The following is a 13,391-nucleotide window of genomic DNA, read 5'->3' as shown; positions in this document are numbered from 1 at the left end:
GCGGCGGAACGGGGGGTCAGCCCGTCTCCGCCGCCCGCCGCAGCACCGCGCGGGCGGTCTCGATGGCGCGCAGGGTCTCGGCCCAGAGCCCGAGGCCCGGCAGCTCCTCCGGCCGGAAGAAGCGCGCCTCGGCGGCATCGTCGCCGGGGACGGGCTCGCCGGACAGCCAGGGGGCGCAGAAATCGAGGATGCTGTAGTGGAAGCGGGCGCGGCCCTCCGCGTCGCGGTCGATCACGTCCACCGCCACGGCGATCGACAGCGGGCCAACCTCGATCCCGGCCTCCTCGCGCAGCTCGCGCCGCGCGGTGTCCTCCATCGTCTCGCCCACCGACTGGGCGCCACCGGGGATGGTCCAGCTTCCCTGGAGCGGCGGGCGGGCGCGCCGGACGAGCAGCACATCCTCGCCTCGCAGGACCACGCAGCCGATGCCGACCCAGGGCCGGTCCGGGTATTCCCGGATGCTCATGGGCTGGCCGGCGGGGCAGGGGGCAGTACCCCGGGCTGCTCCGTCTGGCCCGGTGGGGGCGGGGTGGGCGCCTCGCGGCGCAGATCCTCGATCCGGGGCACCAGGGCCTTCTCCTTCCAGGCACCGACCTGATAGGCCCAGCCGCGCCAGCGGCTGTTCAGCCGCACCGCCTCGCTGTCGCCCGTGGCGGTCAGGCGGATCCAGACATTCCCCTGGTTCAGCCCGACCCGCACCGCGATGCCCAGGTTGTCGGTCAGGGTAAAGCGCGACTCGCCCACCGGATCGGCCTGGAGCTTCGCCTCCGGCAGCACGTCGCTGAAGGTCAGGAACTCGAAGGCGCCCGCCACGTCGTTCACCGCGTTCTCGTCCAGTCCGGTCGCCTCGGCGGGCACCACGACGCGAAGCGGCGAGTCCGGCGCGTCGCCCCGCCGCAACTCCAGCGGCGCCTCCCCGCGCGAAACGAGCACCCGCAGCACGCGATCGCGCGGCAGGTTGGCGATGTCCCGGTCGATCCAGAGCTGCGGGTCGGTGTCCACCGGCAGGCGCCCTTCGGCCAGCCAGGTCTGGTTCTGGCCGGGGAAGCGCAGGTAGATGCTCTCGGGCACCCCGCCCTGGGTGCGAACGCGGCGGTGCCCGGCGATCACCTGGGCGATGGGCACGCCGGCGGCGTCCAGCACCCGCACCAGGATGGCGGTGGAATCCTTGTCCTCCGGATCGTCCACGCCCAGCCGGGCGAAGAGTTCCGGGCTGGCGGTGCGGCGCTCCACGAGGCGCAGCTCGGTCAGCCCGACCAGGAGCTCCCGGATGCGCTCGGAGCGCACGGGGTAGTCGTCCTTCTCCGGCAGGGTCCAGGTTTCCGGGTCGCGCCGGGCCAGGGTCATGGTGGCGCCGGCGTGGCGCAGCTCGATCCTCGTGGCCCCGGCGAGGCGTTCCGCCAGGCCAGGGAAGGCCAGTCGCGCATCGTCCGGGTCGGGCGTCGCGGCCTCCCGCGGGGTCAGCAACACGGCGGCACCGATCGAGGCGGCTGCCGCCGCGCCCAGGCCGATCAGGGTTCGACGTCTCATCCTGTCCCTCCTCAGGCCCGGGCCGAGGCACGGCGGCGGGACCGCAGCACCGCCAGCACGATGGCGAAGACAGTGAGCAGCACCGGCACGGCGGCGATGTTCAGGACCTTCACCCAGGTCTGCAGCCGCTCGATGTCCCGCCGCAGTTCCAGTTGCACGGCGCGGAGCTGCTGCCGCGTCGCCAGGATCTCCTCGCGCGCCTTGTCGATCTCGGCGCGCTGGGCGGGGGTGATCACCGCCTGGGCGGCGTTGCGCTCCGTCCCCGGCGCCTGCGGGCCGCCCTGCGTCCCCTGGCGCAGCTCGCGCAGCCGCCGCTCCGTGGCCTGGAGCCGGTTCTGCAATTCCTGCTCGGTCTGGCGGTAGCGTGCCTCGGCCCGGGCCTGCATGTCCTCCACCACCGTGAAGGGGCGCAGGGATTCGCCGCGGGAGCGCAGCGAGATCAGGGCGTCGCCGCCCGCCAGCGTTTCCGCCAGGTTGCCGATCAGCGCGCCGTTGTCGCTGAAGGGCGTGGCCATCTGCTGGCCGAAGAAATCCTGGGTCTGGACCCAGAAGCGGTCCTCCAGGATATCGGAATCATTGGCCACCACCAGATTGGCCGGCCCCTGGGTCGCGGCCAGATGCGCCGGGAAATCCGCCGGGCGCTGCTCCCCCTGGGACGGTGCGGGCGGCCCGTCGGGGAAGGCGCTGTGCAGCAGGCCATGGACCCGGGCCATGATCACGTGCCGCTGCCCATCCGCCTGGAAGCCCGCCAGCAGGGCGGCGGGGTCCGGCGCCTGCCGCACCTTCGCGGCATCCACCAGCATGGACTGGCCGGAACTGGTCAGCAGCGGCGTGAAGTCGATACTGGCGCCCGGGGCCTTCCGGACCTCGCCGGCGGAGGCCACCGTCACCTGGTTCAGGTCCGCCGTCGCGGCATCGCCACGGTCCAGGCTGTCGCCCTGGAGGTTGAACCAGGCGAGGTAGTCCACCGCCTGCACCCGGTCGTTCGGGTTGCTGTTCCGCACCCGCCAGGCGCCGCGCAGGTCGAGCACCACCTTGTCCTCCGGTGCCTCGATGCCCCAGGCCCTGTAGAGCCGGTCGAGGTTGGAAGCGGTGCTGGCCGGCGGCTGCCCGGTCGGCCCGGGATGGCTGAGCTGGCTCTCGCTGTGCGGGTCGGTCATGGCCAGCAGCCGCCCGCCGCGCATGACGAACTGGTCGATGGCATAGAGCGTGGCGTCGCTGAGGTTCTGCGCCTGCGCCACGACCAGGACCTTCACCGCCGGGTCGATCACCTGCGCGTCCGTGGGCACGTCGCGCACGGTGAAGAACTGGCGGAGCTGGTTCATGATCGCATAGGGCTGCCCGCCGCCGGCCGCGCGCATCATCATCGCGCGCGGGTCGCCGTTCAGCGGCAGGGAGGACATGACGCCCACCACCGGCCGCTCCGGGTTGGACAGCTCATAGACCAGCCGCGTCAGGTCGTATTCGAGGAAGCGCTCGCGATCCGGCTGGAAGAAGGGGATGTTGCGCTCGTCGTCGAGCAGGTTGGAGCCGGAGAGGCCGAAATAGACCTGCTCCCCGGACTGGTCCACGGGCACGCCCTGGAGGCCATAGGCGACGGCGCGGTCCTCGGTCTCGCTGAAGGGCTCCGGGTCGAAGGTCTCCAGCCGCAGCTTGCCGTGGGAGAGCGCCACGTATTCCTGCAGCATCTCCCAGACCCGGTCGTGATAGGCGCCATAGAGCGGCACCGTGGCGCCGAGGCGGCGGGAATAGAAGAGGCGCAGCGTGATCGGGTCCCTGAGCCCGGCCAGCACGCCGCGGGTGCCGGTGCTGAGCGTGTAGAGATGCTGCTGCGTCAGATCGAGCCGGGCGCGCGGCAGCAGCCGGTCGGAAAGCAGGTTGAGCCCGATGGCGAGGCCCAGCGCCGCGAGCAGCGCCAGGAGCGCGACCCAGAGGCGGTTGCGGGCGGGGCGGGGGCCGCGAGGGGAGGTGGTCGTGTCGCTCACGGGGGTCAATCGGCCTTGCGGTTGTCCACGGCCACGGCATTCGCGAAGAGCCAGAAGCCGGTGAAGGTCGCGAAGAAGACGAGGTCGCGCGCGGAGACGACGCCGCGCGAGAAGGCCTGGAGCCGTTCCGTGACCGAGAGGCCGCGCGCGATGTCGGAGAGCACGGGGATGTTGCGGTCGAGGAAGGCACCCAGCACGGGCGAGCCCGCCACGGCGAAGAGGAAGCAGACCGCGACGGCGAGCACGAAGGCGATCACCTGGTTCTTGGTCAGCGCCGAGACCGCCGCGCCCACCGCCAGATAGGCCCCGGCCACCAGCAGGCAGCCGAGATAGCCCGTGGCGATCACGCCGTTGTCGGGGGAGCCCAGGATGTTGACGGTGATGACCAGCGGGAAGGTCAGGGCCAGGGCGATGGCGCAGAAGGCCCAGGCGGCGAGGAACTTGCCCAGCACCGCCTGCCACTGCGCGATCGGCAGGGTGAGCAGCAGCTCGATCGTGCCCAGCCGCCGTTCCTCCGCCCAGAGGCGCATGGTCAGCGCCGGGACGAGGAAGAGGAAGAGCCAGGGGACGAACTGGAAGAAGGGCGAGAGATCGGCCACGCCGCGGTCGAAGAAGCCGCCGAGGGTGAAGGTCAGCGCGCCGGAGAGCACGAGGAAGATGACGATGAAGACATAGGCGACCGGCGTGGCGAAATAGCCCGTCAGCTCGCGCCGGGCGACGGCGAGTGTGTTGCGCATCAGGCGGCCTCGGCTTCGGGCTGCGTCAAGGGGCGTTCCATGGTCAGGTCGCGGAAGACGGTGTCGAGGTCCGGCCCCCGCGCGGCGAGCTGGGCGGGCGTCTCGTCCGCCACCACGCGGCCGCGCGCGATCACCACGGCGCGGGTGCAGATGGCCGAGACCTCCTCCAGCAGATGGGTGGAGATGACGATGGCCTTGTCCGGCGCCATGCGGGTGAGCAGGTCCCGCACCTCGCGCTTCTGGTTCGGGTCGAGCCCGTCGGTCGGCTCGTCCAGCACCAGGACCGGCGGATCGTGCAGCAGCGCCTGGGCCAGTCCGACGCGGCGCTTGAAGCCCTTGGAAAGCGTCTCGATCGGCTGCAGGCGCACGCCCTCCAGCGTCGTCAGGCTCATCGCCCGCGCCACGCGCTCCCGCGCCTCGGCACCGGAATAGCCGCGCACCCGGGCGATGAAGCGCAGGAAGCCGGTGACGGTCATCTCGGGATAGGTAGGGGCGCCCTCGGGCAGGAAGCCCAGGTGGCGCTTGGCCTGCACCGGGCGGTCCACCACGTCCTCGCCCAGGATGCGGGCGGTGCCGGCGCTGGGCGTCACGAAGCCGGCCAGCATCTTCATGGTGGTGGACTTGCCGGCGCCGTTGGGGCCGAGGAAGCCCACCACCTCACCCCGTCCGACATCGAAAGAGACGTCGTTCACGGCGGTGAAGCCACCGAAACTCTTGGTCAGCCGGTCGATCTCGATCAGCGCGGTGGTATCGCTCGACAAGGGCCCGTCCTCAATCCACTCGTGGCCGCCGGGTTTAGTGCGCGGCGTCGCGAGCGCAAGAGCCGGGGGCGCCCTCCCTCGGTCTCGGATTGTGACGATGTTACCAGGGGGCCTGGGCGCTCAGGGCCGGGCCAGTTCCGCCTGGATGCGGGCGATGTCCAGCGGCAGGACCAGGACGTTGCGGATGCGCGCCCCCTGTTCCTGTCGCATCACGTTCTGTGCCGCCCGCTGCTCGGCCCGCTTCGGATTGGTCTCGATGACGATGGAAAGGGAGAAGCGCTGGACCTCCTCGCCGGTGGGCGAGTCCGGGTCCGTCACGTTGAAGGCGACGGTGGTGGCATAGGCCTGCTTCACGCGGGAACCCCTGTCCTGATCTCTCTGCTGCGGGAGGTGGATAGGCGGAAAGGAACGGGGCCGCCAGGGTCCGGGCCGGCGCCCCGGCTCGGCGCCCCGGCCCGGCGCCTCTGGGAGCCGCCACGGAATCTTGATTCGATCTCGAATCGTCTATCCCGCCGCCGCACCGCATGATCCCCCTGGCGGTCCCAGATCCCTGATTCCCGGCCGGTGCCCCAAGGCACAGGCAGGGTCGCGGGATACGGGACGGCAAGGGGGAGGTTGATCGCTCGATGCCTGGAATCGTCACGACCACGGCCACAGGTGTCCAGGACACGGATGCCCTGTTCATCGGCCGGCAATGGGCCACGGGCCAGCTGAGCTACAGCTTTCCCACCGACCCGGCCTTCTACGGCACGTCCTATGGCAGCGGCGAGCCCAGCCTGGGCTTCCTGCCCCTGAACGTGCAGCAGCAGGCGATGGCGCGGGAGATCCTCGGCCTTTATGCCGGCATCGCCAATCTGGGCTTCACGGAACTGGCCGAGACGGCCACGCAGCATGCGGATCTGCGCTTCGCCATGACCTCGGCGACGCCCACGGCCTGGGGCTACTATCCCAGCACGGTGGATACCGGCGGCGACACCTGGTACCGGAACGACGGCACGTTCAGCTATCCCGTGCCGGGAACCTACGCCTATCATGCGTTCATCCATGAGATCGGCCACGCGCTCGGCCTGAAGCACGGGCAGGAAACCACGGTCTTCGGCGCGATGACGCCGGCGCATGATTCGATGGAATACTCGGTGATGACCTACCGGAGCTATCCGGGCGCCGATGGCAGCTACTACTACAACGAGTATTCCGGCTATGCGCAGACGCCGATGCTCTACGACATCGCGGCCCTGCAGCACATATACGGCGCCAATTTCACGACCCGCGCCGGCGACACGGTCTATCACTGGGACCCGGCGAGTGGGCAGCTTTCCATCGACGGCATCGCCCAGACGGCGCCCGTCGCGAACCGGGTCTTCATGACCGTCTGGGACGGCGGCGGCCACGACACCTACGACCTTTCCGCCTATACGCAGGGCGTGTCCGTGGACCTGCGCCCGGGCGAGTGGACGGTGACCGCGGCGGACCAGCTTGCCCAGCTCGGCCTCGGGCATCAGGCGGTCGGCAACATCGCCAATGCCCTGCTGCCGGATGGCGACATGCGGGCTCTGATCGAGAACGCCGTCTGCGGTTCGGGCGACGATTCGATGCACGGCAACCAGGCGTCGAACACGCTGGATGGCGGGCTGGGCACGGACACGCTGCTGCTGGACGGGTTGCCTGGCGACTATCTCTTCGCCGGCAGCGCGGCGGATTTCACCGTGACGAGTCTGGGTGTCACCGACCACATCCTGAACGCGGAACAGGTGCGATTCCTCGGCGCTGACCTGCTCTTCGGCATCGCTGCCCTGCTGATCCCGCCCGACGACTACCGCGACACGCCCTGCGACATGGGCCTGCCGCTGGGCCAGTTGGCGGTCGGCGGCACCGCGAGCGGCCATGTCGGGACGGCCGGGGATGTGGATGTCTTCGCGGTCGGGCTGGAGCGCGGCCACCGCTATGTCTTCACGCTGACGAGCGGCGAGGGAGAGAGCGGCCTGCCCGGTGGCGCGATGGAACTGCTCGGCGCCCATGGTGACGTCCTGCGCGCCGACACGGATGCCTGCGGCGATGGGGTGCAAATCGCCTTCACCGCGCGCTGGTCCGGCAGCTACGACATCGCCGTGCATGGGCCCGGCGACGAGGTGGGCGCCTATCTCCTTTCGGCGGAGGACGTGACGCCGGCCTGTGCCGATCCCGGCTCCGGACATGGACATGGGCAGGACTCCTGGGCCTTCCTGGCCCATCAGGCGGGCTGGGACCACGACCTGCTCTGACCTCTGTCCGGTGCTGCTATCCGGCAGCAAGGCGCTCCAGCGTCACGTCGTGGCCGAAGAAGGGCATCAGCCACCGCGCCACGGCCCGCCCGCGCTCGGTGCGATCCAGGCTGGGGTCGCGCTCCAGCAGCAGCGTGGCATCCTGGTGCGCCATGCGGACGAGGCTGCCGTGGCGCTGCGGATCGACCATGCGGCGCCCCATCTGCCCCGCCTGCCGCGTGCCCAGGGCGTCGCCGCCGCCACGGTGGTTCAGGTCTTCGTCCGCGATGACGAAGCCATCCTCCGTGTCGCGCAGCACGGTGAGGCGGCGCTTCTCCCCGTCCACGAGGTCTGAGGAGGGCAGCAGGAGGCAGTAGGACTGCGCCTCGCCGCGCCCGACCCGGCCCCGGAGCTGGTGCAGGGCGGCAAGGCCGAAGCGCTCCGCCTGCTCGATGATCATGATCGTGGCCTCGGGCACGTCCACGCCCACCTCGACCACGGTGGTGGCCACCAGCAGCTTCGCCTGCCCGGAGGCGAAGTCGCGCAGCGCCGCCTCCCGCACGTCCAGCGCCTGGGCGCCGTGGGCGAGGCGGACCTCCTCGCCGAAGATCTCGCGCAGCGTGGCATAGGTGGTCTCGGCGGCGACGTTGTCGTGATGCTCGCCTTCCTCCACGGCGCGGACCACCCAGTACGCCCGGTCCCCCTTCGCGAAGGCGCGGCGCAGCGCCGCCACCACCTCCTCCCGCCGCTCGCGGGAGATGATGCGCGTCATGATCGGCTTGCGCCCGGCCGGGCGTTCGGCGAGGCGGGAGACCGCCATCTCCCCCCACTGGGTCAGCAGCAGGGTGCGCGGGATCGGGGTGGCGGTCATCACCAGCATGTCCGTGTCCTCTCCCTTGCCGGCCAGGGCGAGGCGCTGCGCCACGCCGAAGCGGTGCTGCTCGTCCACCACGACGAGGCCCAGGTCGCGGAAGGCCACCTTCTCCTGGAACAGCGCATGGGTGCCGACCACCAGGGGGATGGAGCCGCTGGCCAGGCCGAGCAGGACGCGGGACCGCTCCTTGCCCTTCACGCTGCCGGCCAGCAGCGCCACCTGTACCCCCGCCGCCCCGGCGAGGCGGGAGAAGGTGCGGAGGTGCTGCCGCGCCAGGATCTCGGTGGGCGCCATGATGGCGGCCTGGGTGCCGGCCTCCACGGCGCGCAGCATAGCCATCAGCGCCACCAGGGTCTTGCCGGAGCCGACATCGCCCTGGAGCAGCCGCAGCATCCGGCGGGGCGCGGCGAGGTCGGCGTCGATCTCGGCAATGGCCTGGCGCTGGGCGCCGGTGGGCGGGTGGCCGAAGGCCGCGAGCGCCTTCTCCCGCAACGCGCCATCGCCGGTCAGCACCCGGCCGGGCCGGGTCTGGGCGGCCCGGCGCACCAGCCCGATGGCGATCTGACCGGCCAGGAGCTCGTCATAGGCCAGCCGGTCCAGCGGTTCCGGGCCGGGGATGCGCTCCGGCGCCTGGAGGGCCTGGACGGCCTCGGAGAAACCCGGCCAGCGGCGCCGCTTCAGGATCACCGGATCGGCCCAGTCCCGCACCTCGGCCAGCAGCGGCAGGGCGGCTTCCATGGCCTTCGCCACATCCTTGGCGGCGAGGCCCTTCACCAGCGGCCAGATCGGCTGCAGGGCGGGGATCTCGTCGGGCGGGTTGACGAAATCCGGCGGCTCCATCTGCCAGCGGTTGCCGTAGCGGCGGACCCGCCCGGAGACGGTGCGCACGGAATCCTCCGGGAAGGTCCGGTGCAGCCAGGGGCCGACCCAGCGTGCCCGGATGAACCAGGCGATCTCCAGCACCGAATCCTCGCAGCGCGCCCGCAGCACCCAGGGGCGGGATGGGCTGCCGGGGGCGGAGATGGCGGTCACCTGGATGGCGAGCGTTGCCACGTCGCCGTCATTCGCCTCGGCCAGCGAGGTCACGCGCCGCCGGTCCACGTACCGCTCGGGCAGGTGGAAGAGCAGGTCGATCAGCCGCGACCCGCCCACCGCCTCCGCCAGGCGGGGCGCCTTGGGCTGGGCCGCGGGCAGCGTGTCGAGGGGAGCGAGCAGCGGGGGCGGGGGCTCGTGGGGCGGCTGGGCTGACATGGCGGGAGTCGGCCTCTATATGGCAGTGATCGAACGAAGGGCGAACCCTTGGTCGCCCATGCCGTGCCCTCCGGGCCTTTTCCCGGCGGTTTCCGGCGCCCAACCGACCGGTATGTTCCTGATGTCCGAGACCCCCGACACCCCGCCACCCGCCGAACTCGACCCGCGCCGCAAGCGCCTGGTCTTCCGCGCGTGGCATCGCGGCACCAAGGAAACCGACCTGATGGTCGGCCACTTCGTGCTGCGGAACATCGCCAGCTTCAGCGAGGCCGAACTGGACGATCTGGAGGGGGTGCTGGAGCACCTGGACGTGGACATGCAGGACTGGCTGAGCGGCCGCCGGCCGATCCCGGAGGAGGTCCGGACCCCGATGCTGGAGCGCATGGCCCGGGAATGTGCCGTGAGCGGCGCCGGCATGACCGCCGAGATGCGCGGCGGGCTCGGCCAAGAGGCAGGCCAAGGGGAGGGGGGCCGCTCTTGAGCGTGACGGCGGAGCGGCAGGTCGTCGGCGCCACCGTCCATGGCGCGCCGGAAGGTTTCGACGCGCTCCTGCTCGCCCGTCAGAGGGCGGAAAGCGACCGGCCTATCCTCCATGCCTGCCGCGACGATGCGCGGATGATGCGGATGGCCGAGGCACTGGGCTTCTTCGCCCCGGATGTCGAGGTGCTGCGCTTCCCGGCCTGGGACTGCCTTCCCTATGACCGCGTCTCGCCCAATCCGGAGATCCTGGCCGAGCGGGTCGCCACGCTGGCGCGGCTGCTGGAGCCGGGCGGGAAGCCCCGCGTCCTGCTGACCACCGTCAATGCCCTGGTGCAGAAGGTGCCGCCCCGCGAGGTCTTCGAGGGTGCCACGCTGCAGCTGAAGAAGGGCGGGCGGGTCGAGCCGGAGCGGCTGACCGCCTTCCTGGAGGCCAATGGCTACGGCCGCACCGGCACAGTCATGGAGCCCGGCGAATACGCGGTGCGCGGCGGCATCGTGGACCTCTACCCGGCGGGCGAGCCCGGCCCGGTGCGGCTGGACCTGTTCGGCGACGAGATCGAGGGGCTGCGCCGCTTCGACCCCGAGACCCAGCGTTCCGCCGAGGCACTGACGGAGCTTTTGATCCGCCCGGTGGGCGAGGTCTTCCTCGACCCGGATTCGATCGCGCAGTTCCGGGCCGGCTATCTCGACCTCTTCGGCATGGCCGCGACCGACGACCCGCTCTACGTCTCCGTCTCCGCCGGTCGGCGCCATCCGGGCATGGAGCACTGGGCCGGGCTGTTCCACGAGAGCATGGCGACGCTCCTGGACTACCTGCCGCCGGGCACGCAGGTGAGCCTCGACCACCAGGCCGAGGATGTCCTCGATGCCCGGCTGGAGATGATCCAGGACCATTACGAGGCCCGCCGCCTGCCGCCGCGGGAGGGCGAGCAGCCCTATCGCCCGGCGCCGCCGCGCAAGCTCTACCTGGACCGCGCCGGCTGGAACCGCATGCTTTCGCGCGGCACGCTGGCGCATTTCTCGCCCTTCGCCGCCGAGAGTGGCCCCGATGCCGGCGGGCGGCCGGGCAAGCTGTTCAGCGATGTGCGGACCTCCGGCGGCAATGTCTTCACCGCCTACAAGGAGCATGCCGAGGCCATGGCGGCGCAGGGGCGCCGTGCCGTGCTCGCCGCCTGGACCCGAGGCTCGCGGGAGCGGCTGGCGAACCTGCTGCGCGAGAATGGCGTGGCGGCCGAGACGACCGGCAACTGGCCCTCGGCGCAGCGCCTGCCCAAGGGAGTGGTGGCGCTGGCCATCCTGGGGGTGGAGCGCGGCTTCACCGCCGACGGCATCGCGCTGACCGGCGAGCAGGACCTGCTGGGCGAGCGCATCGCCCGCCCGCCGCGCCGGCGCAAGCGCGCCGACCAGTTCATCGCCGATGCCACCGAGATCGCCGAGGGCGACCTCGTGGTGCATGCGGACCATGGCATCGGCCGCTATGACGGTCTGGTGACCATCGAGGTCAACGGCGCCCCGCATGACTGCCTGCGGCTGATCTACGACGGCAATGACCGGCTTTTCCTGCCGGTCGAGAACATCGAGGTCCTGACCCGCTTCGGCTCCGAGACCGCCGGCGTGGCACTGGACAAGCTGGGCGGCGCCTCCTGGCAGAACCGCAAGGCCAAGGCGAAGCAGCGCATCCGCGACATGGCGGCCGAGCTGATCCGCACCGCCGCCGAGCGGCAGGTGCAGGAGGGCAGGGCCGCCGTCCCGCCCGAGGGGGCCTGGGACGAGTTCTGTGCCCGCTTCCCCTTCGCCGAGACCGAGGACCAGCAGCGCGCCATCGGCGACGTGGTCGAGGACCTTGCCTCTGGCCGGCCGATGGACCGGCTGATCTGCGGCGATGTGGGCTTCGGCAAGACCGAGGTGGCGTTGCGCGCGGCCTTCCTGGTGGCGATGACCGGGGCTCAGGTCGCGGTGGTGGTGCCGACGACCCTGCTGGCGCGGCAGCATTTCCGCACCTTCGCCCGGCGCTTCGAGGGGCTGCCGGTGAAGGTGGCGCAGCTCTCGCGCCTGGCCACGACGAAGGAGGCGGCGCAGGCGCGGGCCGGGCTGAAGGACGGCACGGTCAACATCGTGATCGGCACCCATGCGCTGCTCGCCAAAGGGGTCGAGTTCGCCGATCTCGGCCTCGTCATCGTGGACGAGGAGCAGCATTTCGGCGTCGCCCACAAGGAGCGGCTGAAGGCGCTCAAGACCGACGTCCACATGCTGACGCTGACCGCGACCCCGATCCCGCGCACGTTGCAGCTCGCCCTTTCCGGCGTGCGGGAGATGAGCGTGATCGCCACGCCGCCAGTGGACCGGCTGGCGGTACGGACCTTCATCGCCCCCTTCGACAGCGTGGTGATCCGCGAGGCCATCCAGCGCGAGCGCTTCCGCGGCGGGCAGGTCTTCTGCGTGGCCCCACGCCTGGAGGACCTGCCCAAGCTGGCGGAGCGGCTGCGCGAGATCGTGCCCGAGGCCCGGGTGGTGGAGGCGCATGGCCGCCTTTCCGCCACCGAGCTGGAACGGGTGATGACCGAGTTCGGCGACGGCAAGCACGACATCCTGCTGGCCACCAACATCGTGGAGAGCGGGCTGGACATGCCGGCGGTGAACACGCTGGTGATCCACCGCGCCGACATGTTCGGGCTGGCGCAGCTCTACCAGCTCCGCGGCCGGGTCGGGCGCGGCAAGCACCGGGGCTATGCCTATCTCACCTGGCCGCCGGCGCACCGCCTTTCCGCCGCCTCGCAGAAGCGGCTGGAGGTGATGCAGACGCTGGACAATCTCGGCGCGGGCTTCACCCTGGCGAGTCACGACCTCGACATCCGGGGGGCGGGCAACCTCCTGGGGCAGGAGCAGTCGGGCCAGATCCGCGAGGTCGGCATCGAGCTCTACCAGCAGATGCTGGAGGATGCGGTGCAGGACGTCCGCAACCGCGCCAAGGGCAAGCGGCGGCGGGACGGGGAGGAGGACACCGACTGGACTCCGAACATCAATCTCGGCCTGCCGGTTCTGATCCCCGATGCCTATGTGCGCGACCTGCCGGTCCGGCTCGGCCTCTACCGCCGCATCGGCACCCTGGCCTCCGAGGCGGAAATCGAGGCGATGGCGGCCGAGCTGGTGGACCGCTTCGGGGCCCTGCCGCCGGAGGTGGAGAACCTGCTCCAGGTCGTGTCCATCAAGCGCCTCTGCCGGGAAGCAGGGGTGGAGAAGCTGGATGCCGGGCCCAAGGGCGTGGTCCTGGCCTTCCGCCGGAACCGCTTCGACAACCCGGCCGGGTTGGTGAACTGGGTCGCCTCGCAGAAGAGCACCGTGAAGCTGAGGCCCGACCACAAGCTGGCCCTGGTGCGGGAGATGGACCTGCCGGCCCGGGTGAAGGCCGCCAGGAGCATCCTGGGCGCCCTGGTCCGCGTGCTGGAGGAGATCCGGCCCGCCTGAGGCCAGCCATGCCGCGATCGCCGACCGCGCGACGCCCCGGGGCGGAGGCGCTGGGGGTGCCAAGGCTG

The 13,391-nt window shown here is 71.2% G+C and carries 10 protein-coding genes; 3 read left to right on the top strand and 7 right to left on the bottom strand.

Annotated features, from left to right (window positions below):
• Nucleotides 1-16 precede the first annotated feature (16 nt).
• From RGI145_RS08610 to RGI145_RS08585, 6 genes are all read right to left on the bottom strand, one after another.
• A complete protein-coding gene (locus tag RGI145_RS08610) occupies nucleotides 17-466 on the bottom strand; it encodes an NUDIX hydrolase (protein WP_075798029.1) in 450 nt (149 codons plus the stop codon).
• Nucleotides 463-1,530: a DUF4340 domain-containing protein gene (locus RGI145_RS08605; protein WP_075798028.1), complete on the bottom strand. Its 1,068-nt coding sequence runs from the start codon at nucleotides 1,528-1,530 to the stop codon at nucleotides 463-465. The genes RGI145_RS08610 and RGI145_RS08605 overlap by 4 nt, the downstream gene beginning before the upstream one ends.
• Before the next feature lie 11 nt (nucleotides 1,531-1,541).
• Nucleotides 1,542-3,515 carry a Gldg family protein gene (locus tag RGI145_RS08600; protein ID WP_075798027.1) on the bottom strand — a complete coding sequence of 658 codons (1,974 nt, stop codon included), beginning with the start codon at nucleotides 3,513-3,515 and terminating at the stop codon, nucleotides 1,542-1,544.
• A gap of 5 nt (nucleotides 3,516-3,520) precedes the next feature.
• Nucleotides 3,521-4,252 (bottom strand): ABC transporter permease, encoded by a 732-nt coding sequence (locus RGI145_RS08595; RefSeq protein WP_075798026.1) that lies wholly within the window; start codon nucleotides 4,250-4,252, stop codon nucleotides 3,521-3,523.
• On the bottom strand, nucleotides 4,252-5,013 hold the full coding sequence (locus RGI145_RS08590; protein WP_075798025.1) for an ABC transporter ATP-binding protein: 762 nt from the start codon (nucleotides 5,011-5,013) through the stop codon (nucleotides 4,252-4,254). The genes RGI145_RS08595 and RGI145_RS08590 overlap by 1 nt, the downstream gene beginning before the upstream one ends.
• A gap of 120 nt (nucleotides 5,014-5,133) precedes the next feature.
• Complete coding sequence (locus tag RGI145_RS08585) at nucleotides 5,134-5,367, bottom strand: hypothetical protein (RefSeq protein ID WP_027281000.1); 234 nt, start codon at nucleotides 5,365-5,367, stop codon at nucleotides 5,134-5,136.
• A 272-nt stretch (nucleotides 5,368-5,639) separates the two neighbouring features.
• On the opposite strand from RGI145_RS08585, the gene RGI145_RS08580 reads away from it, so the two are divergent.
• Nucleotides 5,640-7,274: a M10 family metallopeptidase gene (locus tag RGI145_RS08580; protein ID WP_075798024.1), complete on the top strand. Its 1,635-nt coding sequence runs from the start codon at nucleotides 5,640-5,642 to the stop codon at nucleotides 7,272-7,274.
• Between the two features lie 16 nt (nucleotides 7,275-7,290).
• Here the strand turns inward: RGI145_RS08580 and recG are convergent, their stop codons facing one another.
• Nucleotides 7,291-9,378, bottom strand: coding sequence for an ATP-dependent DNA helicase RecG (gene recG / locus RGI145_RS08575; protein ID WP_075798023.1), 2,088 nt, complete (start codon nucleotides 9,376-9,378; stop codon nucleotides 7,291-7,293).
• Nucleotides 9,379-9,499: 121 nt separating this feature from the next.
• On the opposite strand from recG, the gene RGI145_RS08570 reads away from it, so the two are divergent.
• Nucleotides 9,500-9,859, top strand: a complete 360-nt coding sequence (locus RGI145_RS08570) for a succinate dehydrogenase assembly factor 2 (RefSeq protein WP_237183248.1) — start codon at nucleotides 9,500-9,502, stop codon at nucleotides 9,857-9,859.
• Nucleotides 9,856-13,323, top strand: a complete 3,468-nt coding sequence (gene mfd / locus RGI145_RS08565) for a transcription-repair coupling factor (RefSeq protein ID WP_075798021.1) — start codon at nucleotides 9,856-9,858, stop codon at nucleotides 13,321-13,323. The genes RGI145_RS08570 and mfd overlap by 4 nt, the downstream gene beginning before the upstream one ends.
• The last annotated feature ends 68 nt before the right edge of the window (nucleotides 13,324-13,391 follow it).

The organism is Roseomonas gilardii, from assembly GCF_001941945.1.
Classification (GTDB): domain Bacteria; phylum Pseudomonadota; class Alphaproteobacteria; order Acetobacterales; family Acetobacteraceae; genus Roseomonas.
Note: the sequence above shows the minus strand (reverse complement) of the source record. Positions and strands in the feature narration are given on the sequence as shown.